At 52.4% G+C, this 19330-nt stretch carries 21 protein-coding genes, 1 tRNA gene and 1 rRNA gene; 13 read left to right on the top strand and 10 right to left on the bottom strand.

Annotated features, from left to right (window positions below):
- Window positions 1-74 (top strand): 5S ribosomal RNA (gene rrf / locus N7326_RS07040); the annotation flags it as partial.
- Between the two features lie 871 nt (window positions 75-945).
- On the top strand, window positions 946-1212 hold the full coding sequence (locus tag N7326_RS07035) for a hypothetical protein (RefSeq protein WP_259078464.1): 267 nt from the start codon (window positions 946-948) through the stop codon (window positions 1210-1212).
- 56 nt (window positions 1213-1268) lie between these two features.
- Here the strand turns inward: N7326_RS07035 and N7326_RS07030 are convergent, their stop codons facing one another.
- Window positions 1269-2264 (bottom strand): pseudouridine synthase, encoded by a 996-nt coding sequence (locus tag N7326_RS07030; RefSeq protein WP_259078465.1) that lies wholly within the window; start codon window positions 2262-2264, stop codon window positions 1269-1271.
- A gap of 143 nt (window positions 2265-2407) precedes the next feature.
- Here N7326_RS07030 and N7326_RS07025 point away from each other — a divergent pair, with 143 nt between their 5' ends.
- From N7326_RS07025 to N7326_RS07010, 4 genes are all read left to right on the top strand, one after another.
- Window positions 2408-2596, top strand: coding sequence for a hypothetical protein (locus tag N7326_RS07025; protein ID WP_259078467.1), 189 nt, complete (start codon window positions 2408-2410; stop codon window positions 2594-2596).
- Window positions 2597-2712: 116 nt separating this feature from the next.
- A complete protein-coding gene (locus N7326_RS07020) occupies window positions 2713-3609 on the top strand; it encodes a universal stress protein (RefSeq protein WP_263088347.1) in 897 nt (298 codons plus the stop codon).
- A gap of 139 nt (window positions 3610-3748) precedes the next feature.
- The gene (locus N7326_RS07015; protein WP_259078475.1) at window positions 3749-4012 is read left to right on the top strand and encodes a GlsB/YeaQ/YmgE family stress response membrane protein; all 264 of its coding nucleotides are present in this window, start codon (window positions 3749-3751) and stop codon (window positions 4010-4012) included.
- A 130-nt stretch (window positions 4013-4142) separates the two neighbouring features.
- A complete protein-coding gene (locus N7326_RS07010; RefSeq protein ID WP_259078477.1) occupies window positions 4143-4778 on the top strand; it encodes a TetR/AcrR family transcriptional regulator in 636 nt (211 codons plus the stop codon).
- On the opposite strand, the gene yidC is transcribed toward N7326_RS07010, so the two are convergent.
- Complete coding sequence (gene yidC, locus N7326_RS07005; RefSeq protein ID WP_259158794.1) at window positions 4747-5868, bottom strand: membrane protein insertase YidC; 1122 nt, start codon at window positions 5866-5868, stop codon at window positions 4747-4749. The two genes, N7326_RS07010 and yidC, sit on opposite strands and share 32 nt — an antisense overlap.
- A 126-nt stretch (window positions 5869-5994) precedes the next feature.
- Here yidC and N7326_RS07000 point away from each other — a divergent pair, with 126 nt between their 5' ends.
- Both N7326_RS07000 and N7326_RS06995 read left to right on the top strand, forming a co-directional pair.
- Window positions 5995-6798: a class E sortase gene (locus N7326_RS07000; RefSeq protein WP_259078479.1), complete on the top strand. Its 804-nt coding sequence runs from the start codon at window positions 5995-5997 to the stop codon at window positions 6796-6798.
- Window positions 6799-6801: 3 nt separating this feature from the next.
- Window positions 6802-6954 (top strand): hypothetical protein, encoded by a 153-nt coding sequence (locus N7326_RS06995; RefSeq protein WP_259078480.1) that lies wholly within the window; start codon window positions 6802-6804, stop codon window positions 6952-6954.
- Here N7326_RS06995 and N7326_RS06990 read toward each other — a convergent pair.
- On the bottom strand, window positions 6951-7505 hold the full coding sequence (locus tag N7326_RS06990; protein WP_411512294.1) for a DUF2020 domain-containing protein: 555 nt from the start codon (window positions 7503-7505) through the stop codon (window positions 6951-6953). The two genes, N7326_RS06995 and N7326_RS06990, sit on opposite strands and share 4 nt — an antisense overlap.
- Between N7326_RS06990 and N7326_RS06985 the strand changes: the two genes are divergently transcribed.
- Window positions 7471-8781: a sensor histidine kinase gene (locus tag N7326_RS06985; protein WP_396125073.1), complete on the top strand. Its 1311-nt coding sequence runs from the start codon at window positions 7471-7473 to the stop codon at window positions 8779-8781. The two genes, N7326_RS06990 and N7326_RS06985, sit on opposite strands and share 35 nt — an antisense overlap.
- Window positions 8782-8843: 62 nt before the next feature.
- On the top strand, window positions 8844-9482 hold the full coding sequence (locus N7326_RS06980; protein WP_259078483.1) for a LuxR C-terminal-related transcriptional regulator: 639 nt from the start codon (window positions 8844-8846) through the stop codon (window positions 9480-9482).
- On the opposite strand, the gene N7326_RS06975 is transcribed toward N7326_RS06980, so the two are convergent.
- From N7326_RS06975 to N7326_RS06965, 3 genes are all read right to left on the bottom strand, one after another.
- Window positions 9477-10094: a serine/threonine protein phosphatase gene (locus tag N7326_RS06975; RefSeq protein ID WP_259158792.1), complete on the bottom strand. Its 618-nt coding sequence runs from the start codon at window positions 10092-10094 to the stop codon at window positions 9477-9479. The two genes, N7326_RS06980 and N7326_RS06975, sit on opposite strands and share 6 nt — an antisense overlap.
- A gap of 23 nt (window positions 10095-10117) precedes the next feature.
- Window positions 10118-10444 carry a histone-like nucleoid-structuring protein Lsr2 gene (locus N7326_RS06970; protein WP_259078486.1) on the bottom strand — a complete coding sequence of 109 codons (327 nt, stop codon included), beginning with the start codon at window positions 10442-10444 and terminating at the stop codon, window positions 10118-10120.
- A 464-nt stretch (window positions 10445-10908) separates the two neighbouring features.
- Complete coding sequence (locus N7326_RS06965; RefSeq protein ID WP_259078487.1) at window positions 10909-11538, bottom strand: DUF6474 family protein; 630 nt, start codon at window positions 11536-11538, stop codon at window positions 10909-10911.
- An 85-nt stretch (window positions 11539-11623) separates the two neighbouring features.
- On the opposite strand from N7326_RS06965, the gene N7326_RS06960 reads away from it, so the two are divergent.
- Entirely contained in the window at window positions 11624-13174 is a 1551-nt protein-coding gene (locus N7326_RS06960; RefSeq protein ID WP_263088345.1) for a TM0106 family RecB-like putative nuclease, read from the top strand.
- A 6-nt stretch (window positions 13175-13180) separates the two neighbouring features.
- Here N7326_RS06960 and msrA read toward each other — a convergent pair whose 3' ends face one another.
- The gene (gene msrA, locus N7326_RS06955) at window positions 13181-13843 is read right to left on the bottom strand and encodes a peptide-methionine (S)-S-oxide reductase MsrA (RefSeq protein ID WP_259289531.1); all 663 of its coding nucleotides are present in this window, start codon (window positions 13841-13843) and stop codon (window positions 13181-13183) included.
- Window positions 13844-14130: 287 nt separating this feature from the next.
- On the opposite strand from msrA, the gene N7326_RS06950 reads away from it, so the two are divergent.
- Entirely contained in the window at window positions 14131-14730 is a 600-nt protein-coding gene (locus tag N7326_RS06950) for a superoxide dismutase (protein WP_263088344.1), read from the top strand.
- A 434-nt stretch (window positions 14731-15164) separates the two neighbouring features.
- Here the strand turns inward: N7326_RS06950 and N7326_RS06945 are convergent.
- Window positions 15165-15238: transfer RNA gene (locus tag N7326_RS06945), tRNA-Pro, on the bottom strand.
- A gap of 96 nt (window positions 15239-15334) precedes the next feature.
- Window positions 15335-16267, bottom strand: a complete 933-nt coding sequence (locus N7326_RS06940; RefSeq protein WP_263088343.1) for a metallophosphoesterase — start codon at window positions 16265-16267, stop codon at window positions 15335-15337.
- 71 nt (window positions 16268-16338) lie between these two features.
- On the opposite strand from N7326_RS06940, the gene N7326_RS06935 reads away from it, so the two are divergent.
- Window positions 16339-16800 (top strand): GatB/YqeY domain-containing protein, encoded by a 462-nt coding sequence (locus N7326_RS06935; protein WP_259158503.1) that lies wholly within the window; start codon window positions 16339-16341, stop codon window positions 16798-16800.
- Window positions 16801-16831: 31 nt separating this feature from the next.
- Here the strand turns inward: N7326_RS06935 and N7326_RS06930 are convergent, their stop codons facing one another.
- Window positions 16832-19216 carry a transglycosylase domain-containing protein gene (locus tag N7326_RS06930; RefSeq protein ID WP_263088342.1) on the bottom strand — a complete coding sequence of 795 codons (2385 nt, stop codon included), beginning with the start codon at window positions 19214-19216 and terminating at the stop codon, window positions 16832-16834.
- Window positions 19217-19330 lie beyond the last annotated feature (114 nt).

Here is a 19330-nt window from a genome sequence, read left to right as displayed (position 1 = left end):
ACCCGGAAGCTAAGCCTGGTAGCGCTGATGGTACTGCAAACGGGAGTTTGTGGGAGAGTAAGTCACCGCCGACCTAAAACTTAAGATGGTGGGGAGGGGTTGTGTGCAGGCTGTGTGCTTGTGCGCATCCCCTCCCCCTTTTTTTGTGTGTGTGGGGTGTGTGTGGGGGTTGGGGTAGTCTGGGGTGGGTAGGCTTTGTAGTGTTTGAGGGAAGAGGAACCAAATGCAAACCACCCCAGCTTCTCCTAGGAGCTAGATCTTCAAGTTAAGGACTACTCGTTTTCTCTTCAAGCTGCTGTCTACCTCAGAACCGAATTGCTGCTCCGCCGGCACAGATTAAGTAGTACGGACGGAACTTAAGTGCCGAAGAGGCACTGGTCTAAGTAATTATTCACCCACGTGGTTCGCTAGAGTCCTAAAGCCCTAGATTGGCTTGTTATCCCCGGTACTCCTTCGCCCTGGGTACTCCCTTGTAGCCGTCGGCGCTCTTTGTTATTTCTCTAGTTGCATATTATCCGCGCAGGTATCTTGTGCCCAAGCATCGTGGACGCGGTGTCGTTGGTGGAAAAAATCAGGCTCCAAGTTCGTGCGGGTGTGAATGAGTCCCTCTGATATCTGCTTTAAGAAAGGTGTCGTGCTGGCCCCCTCTGTGGCTGAGGCTCTCACTGATCAATGTGCGTGTATTCGGCTCATAAACCCACCGAGGTAAGTGGAGCAGCAATGCCTGTCGAGTACCTCGAATAGATATCTATTCACCGCTTCACCCGGTGCCCCTGCGGCGGTTTTTGGGTTTTCTTACCCTGATTTGGGGTAATTTAATGCGGCTGACAGGTTTCTCCAAGGTTTTTCTCAGGTTCGCACACAAGTAGTGCTATATTCACTATGACTAAACAGTGTTTAGGCGACGACTTATCTACACTCTCCCCGAAGCCGAAAGGTACCATCGTGAAGCTTAATCAAAAGGTTATCCGTGCAGCTATTGCTGGCGCAACCTCTATTGCTATGATCACCTGCGCCACCCCTGCCGTGCATGCCCAAACCACCTCCTCGCTCGCAGCCGATTCAGCTCTTAGCATTATTCTCTATATTTTCAGCTCCGTAGTAGGATTCGGTCTCTTCTACGCCTTCTGGGGTTCCGTCTTCAACTTCGCATTAGCCCAAGGCTGGGTTCACGGGCAGCAGCCAGCTCCTGGTCTCCCTACCTTCCGCTAAATCGCGAGATTACGTGTTATAAAGGGCTTGGTCCAAGCAATCCAAGCCCTTTTTTGCTACCACACCCTCGGTGATCGAAAGCGTCGCTCTCTAGACGTGAGTGGATCGATAAAACGCAACTCCCGGGCCGTTAGATGCATAGGGACGGAGAAATCTTCCTCATCCTCGGGCAGAACCGTTGGGTACGCTGGATCGCCTAGAATAGGAATACCCGCCGCCAGCATCTGTAAACGCAGTTGATGGGTCTTTCCCGTCTGGGGACGCAATTCATAGATGGCCTGGGGAGCCAAAGTAGCTCCATGTATTTTCTTTAATTCAGCCATTCGCGCTTTATCGCACGGGGTCACAGACGAGACGGTGGTGAAGGAATTAGGCTCACCATCGAGAATGCGTCCCTGCACTATTCCGGGTGTCTTTTCCAAGTGGTGGGCCCACTGGGCGCCCGGGGGAATCTCGGTATACTCGGCTGTCGCCTCGTAAATCTTAGTGGCCGCACGGGTAGCAAAAAGGTTTTGATATGGAAAGCGCATCTCCTTCTTCTTAGTAAAAATCAGTACTCCACTTGTGTGCCGATCGAGGCGGTGAGCTGGAGCGAGATCGGGATTGCCGCAGCGGCGACGGAGTTTAACTGTTGCCGACTGGCTGATGTGACGCCCCCGTGGCATCGTAGATAAAAATGGGGGCTTATCCACGACGAGCAGATTTTCATCTTCGTCGATAATGTTGATCTCATAAGGAATCTCTTTTTCCTCTGCAGGCATGCGGTAGAACCAAATATCCTCACCAGCTTTAAGCGTGGACGACGCCGAAAGCTCTCGATCTCGAGGCCACAGACCGAGGCGAATATTCCCGCTCTGGAATTCTTTGAGTAGGTTCTCGCGGGTATCTTCCGGGTGTCGGTACCGTTGCGTGCTCTTAAGATGCCATACAAAATCGAAGGCGGTCATGCCGTGGGCGCTATCTGGTACGCGGGCGCGGGACGGATTGAGCCCATCGCGGATCTCTAAAGGGGGACGAGGCCTTTGTGCCCGAGGGCGCCTGATTGACTCCATAATATTCCATGCTACAAAGCAAGAAGGCTCAGCGGGAAAATTGGTGACCATCTCTTGGCTCGCGGTATCCTATCCATCGTGGCGTAACGTCGTTGACCCACGCCCGATAGTTTTATTGTCAGGACTATGTGAGGAGATTTTTTATGGATATGAACGCGCTCTTGGAACCATTGATGAAATTTCTAGCTACCGATATAGGCAAGATCATAGAGACGATTGTGAAAGTCTTCTATGCGGTCTTCTATCCGGCTAATGCCCCAGCGGCAACATTGGACAAAATTGATGCTGTGACCGACGCTGCCTCCACTCTCATCGATTCTGTGCGCCGCTAAAGTAGTGGCTGGGCTCACAACTGAAGGCTAGGTGTGACGAGTACACTGGAGTGTAGAAATAAGGAAACAATAAGAGCTTTGTTGTTTCAACCCAGTGCACATAGGAGAAGCGCCCCATGTCCCGAGAAAATATTGTTGTCGTCGCCGTTGATGGCTCCCCAGCCGCTGATAATGCGGTGCGCTGGGCGGCTAATACTGCTCACAAGCGGGGGGTAGCGCTGAAAATTGCAGCGAGCTACACCATGCCGCAGTTTTTGTACTCCGACGGTATCATGCCCCCACAGGAGCTCTACGATGATCTCCAACAAGAGACCATGGAGATCATCGAGCGGGCAAAATCCCTAGCTTTAGAGGTCGCACCGGATCTCCATATAGGGTACACCCTCGCGGAGGGTACCCCCATCGATATGCTGCTTGAACTCAGTGAAACCGTGACCATGATCGTGATGGGTTCACGTGGTCTTGGCGGCCTGTCGGGGATGGTAATGGGATCAGTGTCGGCAGCCGTCGTTTCTCATGCGCATTGCCCCGTCGTCGTCGTCCGTGAAGACAACGAAGTTAATGAAACAACCAAATACGGGCCGATCGTCGTGGGCGTCGATGGTTCAGATGTCTCTCAAAAAGCCGTTGAATTCGCCTTCCGTGAAGCTGCAGCCCGGGGAACGCGCATTATCGCCGTGCATACGTGGATGGATATGCAGGTCCAGGCCTCACTCGCTGGTTTGGCTGCGGCGCAGCGCGAGTGGGCGACGGTCGAGGAACGCCAGATCCAAGAAGTACAGTCAGATCTGGAGCTATTCTTAAGCACATATCCCGATGTGGCTGTGGAGATGGTCATTACTCGCGATCGCCCAGTAAGGGCGTTGGTTGACTCAGCCGAGAATGCGCAATTGCTCGTCGTAGGCTCACATGGGCGCGGTGGTTTCCGGGGCATGTTACTGGGCTCTACCTCTCGGGCGCTTTTGCAAAGTTCGCCCTGCCCCATGGTCGTTGTGCGCCCGGCGAGCTCCTAGGTTTTCGTTATCGGATCGTTGTCGTTTTTCTGCAGATTCCCCGCTATAGTGGTAAGAGGAGATTATAAGAAAAAGCTAAGAGATATCTGCGCTTTGCTCCGAATTTACGATCATATATAACCTATAAGGAGATTTATTCATGCTTGGCCTCGGTTTCTTCGGCTGGATCATCATTGGCGGACTAGCTGGCTGGATCGCTTCGAAAATAAAGGGTACTGATGCTAGCCAAGGTGTTGGCCTCAATATCGTTGTTGGTGTCGTTGGCGGCCTCCTAGGTGGTTGGATCTTGCAGCTGTTCAACTTCGATGTATCCGGTGGCGGCCTCATCTTTAGCTTTGTAACCTGCCTTCTGGGTGCTGTTATCCTGCTCAGCATCCTGCAGTTAATCATGAAGAACAAATAAAGTTCTGCAAAATAAGCGGCACTCCCTTACTGGGAGTGCCGCTTTTTGCTGCGCGAAAGAAATAGGCTTTCTATACTTAATAGACTAGTCTGTTCATTGAAAGAATCCAGATCGTCACAGAAGGAGTGTCATGGCTGCAGGGAAGAAGCAGGTCTCATCGACTGCGAAGGATCGACGCAGTCAGCGCCCCACCCCGCGGCAACGCCTCCTCGAGAGCGCCCGATCACTTTTTACCACTGAAGGCATCAGGGTTATCGGTATCGACCGTGTGCTGCGTGAAGCAGATGTGGCTAAAGCCTCGCTTTACTCACTATTCGGATCCAAAGATAATCTCGTGATCGCATATCTAAAATCCCTCGATAATGATTATCGCGAAGAGATGACTTCCTATCTAGCGGTTTATGACCTCCTCGACCGCAAAATACTTACCTTCTTTGATCAAGCCATCGATGGAGCAGAGGCGAATGAGTTCCGAGGTTCTCATTTTCATAACGCTGCCACCGAATTTCCGCGTCCTGATACTGAGGCCGAGCACGGCATCATTGAGGCGGTACGAGATCACTTCCAGTGGCGCGAGCAAACGCTGACGAGTCTTCTCAACTCCATGAACGGCTATCCCAGCAATAGCCAAGCCCAGCAGTTACTTCTGCTTCTCGACGGCGGATTGCAGGCCGCGCGGATTAGTCGCAGTACGGAGCCTTTATATCGTGCCCGTGAGGTAGCAGTGCAGTTACTTAGTGCTCCTCCTGCTGATTACGCAATCTAGCTTCCCGGCGTGCCTGGATGCGTTTGGTCTTCAGTTCTTTCCGCTTCAGCTTCCTCTCTTTGCGCGCAGCTTTTTGTTCGCGGAAATAATTATTCGCTTGGCTGAGAGCCTCAGCGTGTCTGGTGTATTTCCACGGTGCCACGATGAAGCCAACTAATGCTAATCTTCTTCTCCAGCGCATCCGGCGGCGGATACGCTGTCGTTCTAAACGTTCTTCCCTCTTAGTGTACTGATGCTGCTTAACGTCTTCTCCATAAGGCATGACCCGATAGAGGATGAGGTAGATGGTGGCATTTTGAACGAGGGTCCATAGGTTATTAGCACCCCAGTACATAGCGATAGCGGCCGGGATCGGGCCCGTGACCCCTGCCTGCAAGAGTAGCAGCGGAACCAGCGGAATAGCCCAGGCCATCCACTTTAGTAAAACCTCAGCCACCCGTGACTCATGATCCATGGCAAAGCGGTTGCGCACAGTGGAAATCGTGAGGTTGATGGAGGTAATGATACCGGCGACTAAGATGAGTGGCACGTTGAATTGGATCACCGCCTCGTATGTTGTCTCTAGTCTTTGTAATTGTTCTGGAGACATCGATATATAAGCAGGCAGCGCCACATCTCCGTAGCGGGCACTCAAAAAACTGGAAACATCATTACTCGTTAGCCATCCAATGGGCTGATGAAGCTGGGAGTCCAGCCCCTCCTTGGGTCGCGCCATTCTGAGGAGTACCTGGTAAAGGCCAATGAAGAAGGGAATCTGAATAAGCGGTGGGATGCAACCAGCGGCGTTCGTATATCCTAGCTCCTTCTGGATTTCCCTTTCGCGCCGTGCCATTTCTTTGAGTTTGGCGGGGTCCACTTCATCCTCGTATTCGGCGTGCAAGGCGACGATACGCGGGCGCATAATCGTACTAATACGACCTGATTTAAGGATGAACCACTGAGTGGGGGCGATGAGAGCACGTACCACTACAATCAACCCAAAAATTGAGAATACCCAGGCTTGGGAGTCGGTGAAACCGACGACCGTGTGGAGGAAATAATGCCAAAATTTCATCACAGCGGAAACAGGGTAGATGAATATCTCAAGCAATTGGTTATCCTTATAGTAAAGCTTAAAAACCGTGAGCCTATCCTATGCCAGCGTAGTGGGCAATCGTGTCACACTGTTAGAATGAGTGCTTGATATGGGGCTCTGATTGGAAAACGAGGCTAGAGGATGACTCATGCACAGCGGCATCACCCACGGCTAACGGCTCTTGGGGTTATCGGTGAGCTCTTTCTGACGGTCGGTATCTTGATTCTCCTCTTCGCCGTTTATGAATCGTTTTGGACCAATATCGAATCAGCTAAACTCCAGGCTGAGGCTAATACTGAGTTAAACGATACCTGGAACTCAGCGGCCGAGAGGGTCAATCCGAGGCAAAAGCTCCGCCCCGAACTGGGTACCGCCTTCGCTAAAATGCATATCCCCAGTTTCGGCTCGGATTTTTCCTTTGCCATCATCGAAGGCACCGATGATGCCTCACTTCTTGCGGGTCCCGGCCATTATGCAGATACTCAGATGCCGGGTCAACCAGGCAATTTTGCGGTTGCGGGACACCGAGTGGGTAAGGGTGCGCCGTTTAACGATCTTGGGGCCCTGCGCAGTTGCGATGCCATTGTTATTGAGACAGCTGATGCGTGGAATACCTATCGCGTCGCCCCCATGGCAGCCGATCCGGATCAGCGTCGGCAGGAGGCCGCACACTGCTTGAACCCGGAGCAAGTCGACCGCCTAGCACAGGGCGATTACCAAGATCTTCGCGGTCGCTTCATTACTGTTCCTTCAGACGTATCCACTATCGGCGCTCGCCCTGGGATCATTGGGCAAGAAGCCACGTCAGACATGGAGCCGGTTCTCACTCTCACCACCTGCCACCCGCAATTTTCCAATGCTGAGCGCATGATTGTACACGCTATGCTCGCAGATTCCCATCCGAAGGATGGCTCCTATATCCCGCCAATTCTGGAAGGACGGTAATTAATGTACGCGTTATTGTGGGAATTGTTGCCTGGGCCTCGGTGGTTCAAATTCTTTATAGTGCTGGCGTTGCTTATCGCGGTATTTTTCCTGCTCATGAATGTTGTCTTCCCATGGATCTCGAGCCAGCTCCCGTATAACGACGTCGCGGTTTAGAGTGCGAGTTGGCGGATGACCTCCTCAGCTATGAGTTCCGCCTTCACTGATTGCGGCTGATTGGTTCTCACTACAAGGGCGATGCTTCCTTTTTGTACTGCGTAGACGGCTCCTTCGGGGCCTCCTCCACGTCCACCCGACCATCCATCGGTAGTATCCACGGGCTCGGTGTCGGCGATCGGTGCGGCGATGTCAACCACCTCAATGGCTTGGTCTACGGTGGGCATATGCCGCACCACAATACTTGCCTGAGGTTCAGGTGGGTAGGACCAATACACACATGCTGGGGTGATAAATCGTGAATCCACCCCCATCGAGGTGACCTTTTGTCCATTGGTTCGTGCTAACCATTCAGTATCGAGATAGGGGCAGGGGTCCTGAGCTTCTCGAGGTACCTCAGGGTGAGCATCGGGGGCGAGACCGTCGCTAGGAAACTCACCAGGCATCTCATTCGGCATCTCGGCTGCTTGAGTTGATAACTGGGGTTCCCTAGCCGGTTGTGCGGTACAGGCTGTGATGAATAATGCCGGAGCAAGCAGCGTTGCGAGCATTTTTGGGCCAGGTAAAGTCAAGTTCATGAAGCCTAGCTTAGAGCCCGCCCCGATACCTGCGAAAAAAACAGGGGATCTCACTAATATCCCTATCGGAGATGTGGCCACCTACGATTCTCAACCAGGTGCTGCCGCCTATCGACGTGCCATGACCGTGATCACCGCACTCTTGCTCGCCGTGGCCCTTGTCGGCGCGGCGAGACTTCATCGAGATGAGGCAGTTATCGCGGTGCTACTGTGCACGGCTTTTGGCTTTGCTTATGCACTATCCGTCACACGTGCTCATGACCGATTAAGGTGGAAACTGTTTTGGGTTAGCTTCCTTACACTCATCTGGGTAGTGATGCTGCCGGTCATTCCCGTCAGTGTATATCTGGTTTTTCCGCTTTTCTTCCTCTACCTACGGGTGCTGCCTGATTACCGGGGCATCATTGCCGTTATTGGGGCAACAGCGGTGGCAATTTTGAGTTATCGTGCCAATCTCACCTTCGGAGCTGTGATGGGCCCGGCGGTTTCAGCGCTAGTGGTCATAGGCATTCATTTGGCTTTTCAAGCTCTCTGGCGCGGTGCTCGGGAGCGTGAAGCTCTTATCGCTGAGCTCATGGCTACCCGTAATCAGTTGGCCGAAACGGAACGGGCGGCGGGTATCGCGGAGGAGCGTCAACGCATTGCGCACGAAATTCACGACACGTTGGCACAGGGACTTTCGAGTATTCAAATGCTCTTAAATGTGGCGGAGCGAGAGGTCAAGCGTTCGTCGATCAGCCAGCACGAGCAATTAAAGCCCTTAGAATATATGCGCTTGGCGCGGCAGACCGCTGCCGATAACCTCCAAGAGGCTAGGGCTATGATCGCTGCCCTTCAGCCGGCTGCACTGAGTAAAACATCTCTTGAAGGGGCACTTAACCGAGTGGCGGAAGCGTTTGTGGGACCAGAATTTTCTATCCATATTGATGGTGAGGAGCGGCAATTACCCATGAAGGTGGAGGCGGCACTCTTGCGGATCGCGCAGGGGGCAATGGGCAATGTGGCCAAGCATGCTCACGCCACGCGATGCGCGGTGACATTAAGCTATTCCGAGGAGGAAGTGCGCCTTGATATTGTCGATGATGGCAGCGGATTTGATCCCAATGAGCTGGCTGATAGGCCTGTGGGACTCGGTCATATTGGAGTCAATGCGATGCGCCAGCGCGCTAAGGAGCTCGGAGGTTCGGTGAGCGTGGAGTCGGCACCTGGCCGCGGAACGGCGGTCAGCGTGGGGATACCGGTGAGCTAGGCTAAGATTTTTAAATCTTCTATACTAAAGGTTACCTGTCTTCTTCTTCGAAAGGCTTCAATATGATTCGCGTTCTCCTTGCCGACGATCACGAAATAGTGCGCCTCGGTCTGCGAGCCGTCTTAGAAGGAGCCGACGATATCGAAGTGATCGGTGAGGTGGCCACAGCGGAGGCTGCCATTGCTGCCGCGCAGGCTGGCGGTATCGATGTGATTCTGATGGATTTACGCTTCGGAGCTGGTGTGGAAGGTACTCGGCTGGCAACGGGCGCCGATGCGGCCGCAGAAATCAAACGCACAATGAAGAACCCGCCACACGTATTGGTAGTAACTAATTATGATACCGACGCCGATATCTTAGGTGCCATTGAAGCGGGAGCCTTAGGCTACCTCTTAAAAGATGCCCCGCCTGAGGAATTAATCGCCGCCGTACGTTCCGCAGCAGAGGGGGATTCCACTCTTTCGCCAACGGTGGCCAATCGCCTGATGACACGAGTACGTACTCCTCGCACATCGCTGACTCCACGCGAACTGGAAGTGCTGAAATTAGTAGCTTCTGGATCCTCTAACCGCGATATTGGGCAAATCCTCTTGCTCTCGGAGGCCACGGTCAAGAGCCATCTTGTGCATATCTATGACAAATTAGGAGTGCGTTCTCGCACCTCTGCAGTAGCAGCTGCTCGTGAACAAGGCGTGCTATGAGGGGCGTATAATTCGCGCGATATCTGTCTGGGATATGGGTGCGAAGTCGGGGCAGGCTTCTACGCACACGCATATTTGGAGAGTTCCTTGAGCTGAGTAGCTTAGCTGCTCGGTGGCATGTGTATGGCCGTGGATAAGGGGTGTGCCTAGATCCTTTAGTCGCCACTGATTGAGCCGATCGGACTCTCGGCTATCAGCATCGTAGGGGAAGTGAGACAGCAGTACTGGCTGCTTCGCGATGCTCACGAGATTGCTGGTGTGAATGCTGTCGTAGACGTTGGTAAACCGTCGTTGTTCTCGGATTGAGTGCGGGCGCATAGGATGAGCGCTATCGTGATTGCCGAGCACACCGTGAAGATGGACGAGTGTTTGCTTTTTGTGCAGCATGGTATTGCGGAAGTGAGCTAGAGTTTCGAGGGCTCTATCTTCCGCAGACATGGGGCCACAGGAATGATCGCCCAAAATCCACATATTTATCTCGCGATTCGCGGGAAGTGCGGTAATCCATGCGGTGATCAGTTGCTCGTCGTGCAGGTGGGGGCTGGCAAAGCCTCGTAGCTCAGAGACGAGACTGTGACCGAAGTGGGGATCGGAGATAAAGAAGTTCTGCATATGGTGTGCTCACAGAAAAGAGCTTAAACTCCCCCGTGGGCTGCGAGATAATCGGAGATGATCTCCTGGGAGATCTTGCCCCGCTCAGCAACGTGCAGGCCGCGGGCCTGAGCCCACTCGCGAACCTTCTTGGCGTCGTATTTCGCTGTTGCGCCAGCGGGGGAACTATCTTTGCGTGCTTTAGGAATGAAGTCTGCAATACATTGCTCAAAGAGCTCGCGGTTCTTCTTAGACACGTCCATTACGTAGCTAGATCCGTCCACGCTGAAGCGAATGACATGCACTTCATTTTCGCTAAGAATCGAGCCATCGAAGTCGTCAGTTATTTGAGTAATCTCTCGGCGCGCCATGATTTCTCCTTCATAGAAAGCTGTCTAGAGCATTAGAATAAATATTTTTAATGACCACAATTACCAGTATGCCCTTGCCATTAAGAAGACAATGAACTACCCAATGAAGGTATTAACTGTAGGCCTTAAATATTTAACTATCACATGTTATATCTCTCTACGCCAACTCTAGCCGAACTTAATCATGCGGGTGGTATTCGAGAACCTACGGTTTCGATCATTGACACATGCTCTATAATCTGGCGGCTATCAGCAGTAAAAGATTAACCCGCACATATATAAGAAATAGCGCTCACCATAGCCTCTTAAAATCCCTAAAATTTAACAGTTTATCAATACTCCCACTAAAGACCCTGCACGATGGTGGAGAAAACTAGGAAGTAGTATTGATAGTAAAATAAAATTCCCCTCAACTCGGCGGTATGTGACCGATAAGTTAAGGGGATTTGAAGCTCGACGTGGTGCTAAACGATATTCTTTAAAAGTTCTTTATTGACTTTGTCAATATCGTTTTCAATAGAGCGGTGGGCTCGTGAGCGCGGCTCGGGAGTCATCAACTCGGCATTATGAACTGCCGCATTGAGCTCATCCAAGCGCTCGTTAATATCGTGCTGCAAGCCTGCCGGGATCTTGAACTGCTCAGCAGCTTTACGAACTTGAGCAATCTTCGCACGTAGTTCAGCACCGTGCCCGGAGAATTCCGCGAGATCTTCGACTTTTACACCCAGTTGGCGAGCGCGATTCTCGGAACTCTTGTCCCGCAATGCTACGATCCCACGGTAGATAACCGGCAAAGCAAAGGGGGCAAGCGCCCGCAATGCGGTGGCGTAGCGGAGTACCTTCTTGGCATTGAAGCGTCCCTCTTTAAGCTGGTCGAGCTTGAGCTTCGCCATCTTCTCATGATGCTTATCGCGCTTTTTTAAGGTCTTCTGCTCCATTTTGAGCAGGTTCTTCTCCTCGCGCGCAAGACGCTTGTGGAGACGCTTCTTCATCTTCGCAGAGGTCTTGACCTCGGCGCGAGCGCGCGCCTTGGCTACCTTGAGTTCAGCCTTGCGCTGTGCACGTTTTTTGAACAGGGATCTGAATAAGCCCATCGGTAATCCTTTAAATCCTCAGTGATTCTTAAAAATTCTTGTCGATTCCACACTACCTTGCTTCCTGCCTTAGGCTAGTTTAATTGTGGAGATTGTAGCGAATAAGCCCCTCTGGCGCCCCCATGATCTAGTGGGTTGCCGCTATCGGCGACGCCAAAAAACCTCCCACCCCGATTGGGAAGCCACCGCGGCTGCGAAGGCGCGAGCACAGCGTCTGGACTATGCCAGAGCCGACGTACTCGCGCTACTGCCTACCCGCCCTCAGATTGCTGATAATAAATACTTCACCCGCATCGACCTCGTAGCCGATGAAGAGACCCGCTGGTTTTCAACCCTCGAGGCCCTCGCCTCTCAGGCTACCCTCATCACCGGTGCCTATCTCACCACCGTAGTGGCGGGCAGGGAATTTGGAGTGGAAGTCGATGCCCTCGTGCGCCATGGCGATGCCTATATGCCATTGATTGTGAGTAATCACCGCGTTGCTCGCAAGGCACATAATAAACTCGTCAAAACAATTGACACCCGCCGAATTGGGTTGGGTCTTCCCCATACACAAGCGTATAAATTAAAGCCGCATTCAACGGACTCCTACCAATTAGCGCTGGCTGCACGGGCTCTTGATGATCTCGGACTCGATATCGCCCGCGGTATCATCATCGGTCAGAACCGCACCTTAGGTTTTATTGTGAATACCGAGCTGTTCCAGCAAGGCCTCGACCACGCTCTCGCCCAACCGATACCACAATCGGCGCATCGCGTTAAGGAATGTGGCGGATGTCGTTTCTGGCGGCTATGCCATACAGAATTAACGCACCGAGACGATATCTCACTAGTGTTCTCTGGCGATAAAGGACGCCGCTTTAAAGAAGCAGGTATCACCACGGTCACCGGACTCATTAACGCCCAGCCAACAAGCGTGGATGGGCAAATCGCTCAGTGCTGGCAGCGCGGTGAAGCTCTGATGAAAAAAGTGCCTGTCACATCTGCACCGCGTTTCGACGTTGAGATAGACATCGACGTCGAAGCGTACCTCGATCAGGGAGCATATCTCTGGGGTGCGTTCGACGGTGATGAATACCGCCCCTTTGTCACGTGGGAAGACCTCGGAGGGGTAGCAGAGGCCAAAAATTTTGCTCATTTCTGGCAATGGTTACAAGGCAGGCGTGAGCACGCTCATTCGCAAGGCTTAAGTGTTGGGGTATTCTGCTATTCCCAACACGGTGAAAATCACTGGCTGCGCTCCAGTGCTGCACGCTTCTATCCCGCTTATCATAAGGAAATCCCCGGGCTCCCTAGCCCAGCGGAAGTTGAGGCTTTTATCGATTCCCACGAGTGGATCGACATCTTTGCCCTCATCCGAGCCCAATTTGAGGGAACCGCAGGGCTCGGACTCAAAGTGGTGGCACCAATAACTGGCTACCACTGGCAGGTACCAGATCTTGATGGGGAGGGTTCAGTCAACCTTTACCTTGAGGCTATAGGAGTCGCTGCCTTAGCGCCCGCTTCTGATACTGCTAAGGCCGCACTGCTGAGTTATAACGGCGACGATTGTCGAGCCACCGCCGCAGTGCGTGAATTCCTCCACCGCGGCGCGCCGAGTATTCCTGGGCTACGTTTAGGGGAACTTGAAAGTTAAGACCATTTAGGACTCAAGCGAGCAGGCCACCCCAGTCGAGTGATGGGGGCAATAGCCGGAAGGATTCTTCGCGAGGTATTGCTGGTGCTCGTCCTCGGCGAAGAAGAAAGTAGCCGCTGGAGTGCTCGTTAGCGGCTTGATTTCAGTAGTAACATCCCCATATCCAGCTGCTTTTAATCGCACAGCATAGGCTTCGACAATCTCGCGGGCCCGTGCTGCCTGTTCAGGGGTGCGCGTATAAATAGCAGAACGATACTGGGTTCCCACATCATTGCCCTGGCGGAATCCTTGCGTGGGGTCGTGGGCTTCCATCGCTTTCACAATGATGTCATCGAAACTAATAACAGCGGGATCGAAAACCACCTGGACCACCTCGGTGTGGTTCGTTCTCCCTGTGCATACCTCCCGGTAAGTGGGGTGAGTGCTCACACCGCCGGCGTAGCCTACCGCGGTTGATACCACGCCAGGGGTTTCCCAAAATAATTTTTCTGCACCCCAGAAGCACCCCAGTGCCACATAGACAACCTCTTGAGTATCCTGCCATGTGCCCGTAATTGGGGTATGCAGAACATAGTGTTGTTTGGGATTCGGTAGAACGGGGTGATTGCCACCCTTTAAGGCCGTCTCTTCTGCGACGAGGGACTGTGGCTTAGAAAAAAGAAAACCCATAGTGATACTCCTTGTAACTTCATATTTGGCGAAAGCTTCGATGGAGGGTACCCGAGCTGTTGGCAGCGGCACCTGATTGAGGTTAATCCTAGCGGTAATTGAACAAGCGACGTGCAGGGGGCAGATAGGGGCACGGAGCCGAGGATAAGTCCACCCTTAGAAGTGCAGGTTATGCGGAGATAACTTATTAAGCTATTGCGCAAATTTAATTTTTGCCTATCATTGAGCATAAGAGTTGCGAAGCTCACACTGAAAAAACAATCCCCTATGAAAGGATCCCATTTCACATGGCACAGTACACCCTTCCCGAACTCGATTACGCCTACGACGCTCTCGAGCCTCATATCAGCGCCGAGATTATGGAATTGCACCACTCCAAGCACCATGCTGGTTACGTAGCAGGTGCCAATGCGGCGCTGGAGAAGATGGAGGCCGCTCGCGAGAATGGCACCATTGATTCTGTAGTAACCGGCCTGTCGAAGGATCTTGCCTTCCACCTCGGCGGCCACACTAACCACTGCCTCTTCTGGAAGAACCTGTCCCCCAATGGTGGTGGCACTCCTAGTGGTAAAGTTGCTGAGCTCATCGACCGCGACTTTGGTTCTTTCGATAAATTCAAGGCTCATTTTGCTGCTGTGGCTCTTGGCATCCAGGGCTCTGGCTGGGCTGTGCTTGCTTATGACCGCATCGGTGGCCGCCTGATTGTGGAACAGATTGAGGATCACCAGAATAATTACCCGCACCAAGCTGCTCCTTTATTACTTCTTGATATGTGGGAGCACTCCTTCTATCTGCAGTACAAGAATGTAAAGGCCGACTACGTTAAGGCCGCATGGAATGTATATAACTGGGACGAAGTAAATGCTCGCTTGGAAGCTGCCCTATAGGAAGCCACTGAACTTAGGTGACCTAAGTAGCAAGCAGTAGGCAATTAAACCCCTGCTAGCTAACCCCATTGAACGAATAAGTGTGGGTTTGCTAGCAGGGGTTTTGTCTATCTATGGATAAGGATTAAAGATTCTTCTGAGAAACGCCCCTGATAGATTCTCTTCCCGCTTGAGAGTAGCCCTGGTGGCGGATCGCTAAAAGGTTGAACTGTGATGAGCCTCGTTGATCGCTGTCGCATCTTAATATGAGTTTCAATAGGTGCGGGAAGTACCATTCGCGGCAATCTAGGAGCGTCACCGAGTGAAGAGGATACGTATTCCATCCGTAGTTCGCCCGGTCGATATCGGGGCCGTTGCAGTTGAGAGATGACAACGTAATTCTGCCAAAGATACATAAAAACTAAACCCCCTTGTACAGCAAGGGGGTTTAATCGTCGGGATAACAAGATTTGAACTTGCGACCCCTTCGTCCCGAACGAAGTGCGCTACCAAGCTGCGCTATATCCCGGTGGCGTGTCGATAACTACCGAACAACCATCAACAGATGTTAGTCCTCTTATAGCGACATTTCAAGCGCCCTATTTTAGAAGATAGAAACGGTAACCTAGCTCGACTTTTCGGTAATTTTTAGCAGAGTAGCTGAGGGGCGACAGAAGAGACGTATAGGGGCAAATTTGCTAGTTCCTAGCCCCTTGGACACATACATCGCCATGTGTTTAAACTGGTGCAAACCTTTGGCCCGCGCTCGATCAATACCGCAATTAGTTACCAAGCTCATAGATCCAGGCAAGCAAATTTGTCCGCCGTGAGTGTGCCCAGAAAGGGAAAGCTGGTAACCGTCAGCAGCAAAACGGGCGAGTACCCGCGGCTCGGGACAATGCACTAAGGCAAGACTCATATCGGCCTGAGGATTAGGCGCTCCCGCGATGCTCCCATAGTCGTCTAAATCGTGGTGAGGGTCGTCGACCCCAGTGGCCGCTACTTTGAGGCCGCTAACCTTAAATTCGTGCCTTTGGTGTGTGGCATCTCGCCAACCATGCTCTAAAAATACTGCGCGCATATCTTTCCACGGTAGTTCTACACGTGATACTTTTCGCTTCCTGCCAACCAGATAAAGAAAAGGATTGACTGGCTTGGGTCCAAAGTAATCATTGGATCCAAAGACGAAGAGTCCGGGAAAAGCGAACAAAGGTTGAATAGCGGCAAGCAGGCTCGGGATTGCATGGAGATCGGAGAGATTATCGCCAGTGTTGACCACTAGATCGGGCTTGAGTCGCGCCAGATCTGCAATCCACTCCTGCTTCTTCTTTTGCCCTGGCACCATATGAATATCCGAGATGTGCAAAATGCTAAAAGCTTCACGTGATCTAAGGGTGCCGGGCGAAAGGAGTGGTACCTCGACTTCTTCGAGTTCGAAGCGTTCACACTCTTTATAGCCCCACCAGAGTGCTGCGGTACCAGCTATAGCTCCCAGACTACCGATTTTCAGAAGCTGAGATGCCCAACGCGGGCATGAAGATGTGAAATCCTTGTTCATCCTTTAGACCTTACCTGCTTCAGCGCACAGGTAGCTCTATGAGGATGCGATCCGAGTAGAATGGAGACACTATGAGTGAACTGAAGCTAAAAATTCGAGACGATATCAAAGTTGCTATGAAGGCGCGAGAAAAAGAGCGCACCGGAGCTCTCAGAATGCTGCTCGCTGCCATACAGGTTGAAGAAACCTCTGGCACAAAGCACGAATTGAAAGACCAAGAAATTCTCAAGGTAATAGCACGTGAAATTAAAAAACGGAAGGAGTCTGCTGAAGTCTATGCCGCCAATGGGCGTCAAGAATTGGCCGATCAGGAGCTCCTTGAGGCCGCTGTCCTCAACGAGTACCTCCCGCAGCAGCTTTCTGATGATGAAATCCAAGCCCTAGTAGCCCAAACCATCGAAGAGCTACACGGCGAAGGACTTGAGATCAATATGAAGAGCATGGGTCAGATTATGAAGGTCGTTACCGAACGAGCCGCCGGCACTGCGGACGGCAAACGCTTATCCACCGCGGTCCGAGCTGCGTTGCAGTAACAAGGAGTGGGGCCGATAACGGCCCCACTTTTTATGGCGATTGCAGAAGATCGCGAATCTGGTTGGTTAATTCCTCCACGTCCGAACGAAATTGATCTTCTTCATTAAAGGCGGTTCTTGGTTGCGGTTGAGTCTGATTAACCGCTGGTGGTGGGGGAGGGGCAGAACCATCCGAAACGAAGAGAATGATAGTACTCCCTTTCTTGAGTGGGAGATCGGCACTGGCGCGGACGATCGTTCCCTTCTCGGCACCGTTGCCGGCCACGATCTGTTGTAATACGTTGAATTTCCTGGCCACCAGTTCTCTTTTAACATCGCCGTATTTGCGACCAATATATTCCTGACCGAAGGTGGCTGAGGTACCAGCATTGAACCGCGGATTATATTCCGGTAACCCTCCCTCGAAGGCATTGAGGCGAGAAGCTGCCGCAAACCAGGTGCGTGCAGGTTCAGAACCGCCAAAGAGATTGCCGTCGGGGCACTGACGCACTGGTACGGTGCACAATGGTGTAATCGTGGTGCCATCGTTGTAGATATAAGGAGCTGCAGCAAAGCGGTCGTTATATCCTAGAAAAGCCGCCGATTGATGGGACTCGGTCGTTCCTGTTTTGGCCGCAATAGGAGCATTCCAGCCTGCGCCCCGCGCAGCATCAGCTGCCGTGCCCTTCGTAGCATCAAGACTTAAGCCAGCGCTTAAGGCCTTGGCCACTTCGGGGGCAAGGGCTTCGTCACACGCGGGTTTATCAATAAATACCTCGCGCCCGAAGCGATCGAGTACACGATTAACCGGTGTGGGTTCACACCACACTCCTTCGGAGGCGAGCGTGGCTGCCACATTTGACAGTTCAAGAGGGTTTACTGCCACCGGCCCAAGCGTGAATGATCCTAGATTATGATCTTTCATATAATCAGCGATGGAGTTATCAGCATCGAAGGTCTGGGGCTGGGTATATGAACGGAGACCTAATTTTACGGCCATGTCCACTACCTCAGGCACGCCCACATCCTCGATAAGGCTCACAAAGGTGGTATTGGGCGACTGCGCTAAGGTATCGCGCAGGCTCATGGTGGGGGCATAGACGCCGGCATTTTCCACACAGTATTTGCCTGGTGGACAGTTCTTTGCTCCCCCTTCGCCCATGCCGGACACCTCTATACGTGGGGGAACGTCGAGCTGGGTATCGAGGCCATAGCCCTGTTCGAGAGCGACGGCGGCGGTGAAGAGTTTAAAGACCGACCCGGCGCCGCTACCTACTAAGGTGGCGGGCTGATTGAGAACAGTCTGACCAGCTTCGAGATCGAGACCATAATCGCGGGAGGAGGTCATCGCGAGGATGCGCCTTGACTCCTTGCCGGGCTCGACCAGATTAAGAACTTCGGAGACTCCAGGCTCACGCGGGTTGACGTGTTGAACAACGGCTTCGTGGGCAATATTTTGGGCCACTGGATCTAGGGTCGTTTCGATGGTATACGAGCCCTTGTGTAGATCATCGAGGCTAAGCCCCTTATCGCTCAGGTAGTTGAGAACTTCATCGCAGAAGAAACCGCGATCTCCAGTAGTGATGCAGCCATTAGGCAGGCCGCGGGGAACCTCTAAAATTCCCAGGGGTTCAGCTTTAAAGGCATCAGCTTCTGCAGTAGAAATTGTGCCCACATCGACCATTGCGTCGAGAACGGTATTACGGCGGGCGATCGTGGCCTCAGCATTGGTATAGGGGTTAAGGTAGCTTGTGGACTGCACCATACCGGCGAGCATGGCCGATTGTGGGATGGTGAGCTCTGCGGCAGGGATTCCGAAATAGGTTTGAGCCGCAGCCTCGATTCCAAAGGCCTCGTTACCGAAGGGGATAACGTTGAGGTAACGGGAGAGAATCTCGTCTTTATTCAAAACTTTTTCAATTCCAGAAGCCATGCGCATCTCGCGCAATTTTCTGGGGATCGAAGTCTCGACAGCAGCAGCTTTTTCGTCACTAGTAGAGGCGCGAACATAGAGCAGATAGTTTTTTACATACTGCTGGTCAATAGTTGAGGCTCCCTGTTCCACCCCACCAGCGAGGAGATTTCGCACCACCGCGCGGAAATTTCCCTGGATATCGACGCCATTATGTTCGTAGAAGCGGCGATCTTCGATGGCCACGATCGCGTCCTTCATGGACTGGGCAATACGGTCAGGTGGAACTTCGAAGCGACGCTGGGCATAAAACCATGCGAAGGGATGACCATCTTTGTCGAGCATTGTGGTCACCCCTGGGGTCTCAGTTGAGTTGAGATCCTGAATATTCGACTGCATGACGTCGTTGGTGCGCTGGATGGCGAGGGCGCTCATAGCAGCGAGAGGGGAGAGCGCAACGGCTCCCACCACACCAGCTGCGAGCGTGGCGCCAATGAATTGGTTCACAGATTTCCAGAGGGACACATCCCCTACATTACCGAGGACGGTGTGAAAGTGGGAATAATCAGACCCCCTTAATGTGTGACTCGTTCGACATTCACTAGGTTGTGTGAATAGACTTACACATGACCAACGGAT

It is taken from the genome of Corynebacterium sp. ES2794-CONJ1, assembly GCF_025660615.1.
Taxonomy (GTDB): domain Bacteria; phylum Actinomycetota; class Actinomycetes; order Mycobacteriales; family Mycobacteriaceae; genus Corynebacterium.
The sequence above is the reverse complement of the archived record's forward strand: the minus strand, read 5'-3'. Positions and strand labels throughout refer to the sequence as shown.

Bases quoted from the DNA above. Each gene is read 5' to 3' on its own strand.
- N7326_RS07030 (WP_259078465.1), bottom strand. From the start codon at position 2,264: ATGGAGTCAATCAGGCGCCCTCGGGCACAAAGGCCTCGTCCCCCTTTA.
- N7326_RS07025 (WP_259078467.1), top strand. From the start codon at position 2,408: ATGGATATGAACGCGCTCTTGGAACCATTGATGAAATTTCTAGCTACC.
- N7326_RS07020 (WP_263088347.1), top strand. From the start codon at position 2,713: ATGTCCCGAGAAAATATTGTTGTCGTCGCCGTTGATGGCTCCCCAGCC.
- N7326_RS07015 (WP_259078475.1), top strand. From the start codon at position 3,749: ATGCTTGGCCTCGGTTTCTTCGGCTGGATCATCATTGGCGGACTAGCT.
- N7326_RS07010 (WP_259078477.1), top strand. From the start codon at position 4,143: ATGGCTGCAGGGAAGAAGCAGGTCTCATCGACTGCGAAGGATCGACGC.
- N7326_RS07000 (WP_259078479.1), top strand. From the start codon at position 5,995: ATGACTCATGCACAGCGGCATCACCCACGGCTAACGGCTCTTGGGGTT.
- N7326_RS06995 (WP_259078480.1), top strand. From the start codon at position 6,802: ATGTACGCGTTATTGTGGGAATTGTTGCCTGGGCCTCGGTGGTTCAAA.
- N7326_RS06985 (WP_396125073.1), top strand. From the start codon at position 7,471: ATGAATAATGCCGGAGCAAGCAGCGTTGCGAGCATTTTTGGGCCAGGT.
- N7326_RS06990 (WP_411512294.1), bottom strand. From the start codon at position 7,505: ATGCTCGCAACGCTGCTTGCTCCGGCATTATTCATCACAGCCTGTACC.
- N7326_RS06980 (WP_259078483.1), top strand. From the start codon at position 8,844: ATGATTCGCGTTCTCCTTGCCGACGATCACGAAATAGTGCGCCTCGGT.
- N7326_RS06975 (WP_259158792.1), bottom strand. From the start codon at position 10,094: ATGCAGAACTTCTTTATCTCCGATCCCCACTTCGGTCACAGTCTCGTC.
- N7326_RS06970 (WP_259078486.1), bottom strand. From the start codon at position 10,444: ATGGCGCGCCGAGAGATTACTCAAATAACTGACGACTTCGATGGCTCG.
- N7326_RS06965 (WP_259078487.1), bottom strand. From the start codon at position 11,538: ATGGGCTTATTCAGATCCCTGTTCAAAAAACGTGCACAGCGCAAGGCT.
- msrA (WP_259289531.1), bottom strand. From the start codon at position 13,843: ATGGGTTTTCTTTTTTCTAAGCCACAGTCCCTCGTCGCAGAAGAGACG.
- N7326_RS06950 (WP_263088344.1), top strand. From the start codon at position 14,131: ATGGCACAGTACACCCTTCCCGAACTCGATTACGCCTACGACGCTCTC.
- N7326_RS06940 (WP_263088343.1), bottom strand. From the start codon at position 16,267: ATGAACAAGGATTTCACATCTTCATGCCCGCGTTGGGCATCTCAGCTT.
- N7326_RS06935 (WP_259158503.1), top strand. From the start codon at position 16,339: ATGAGTGAACTGAAGCTAAAAATTCGAGACGATATCAAAGTTGCTATG.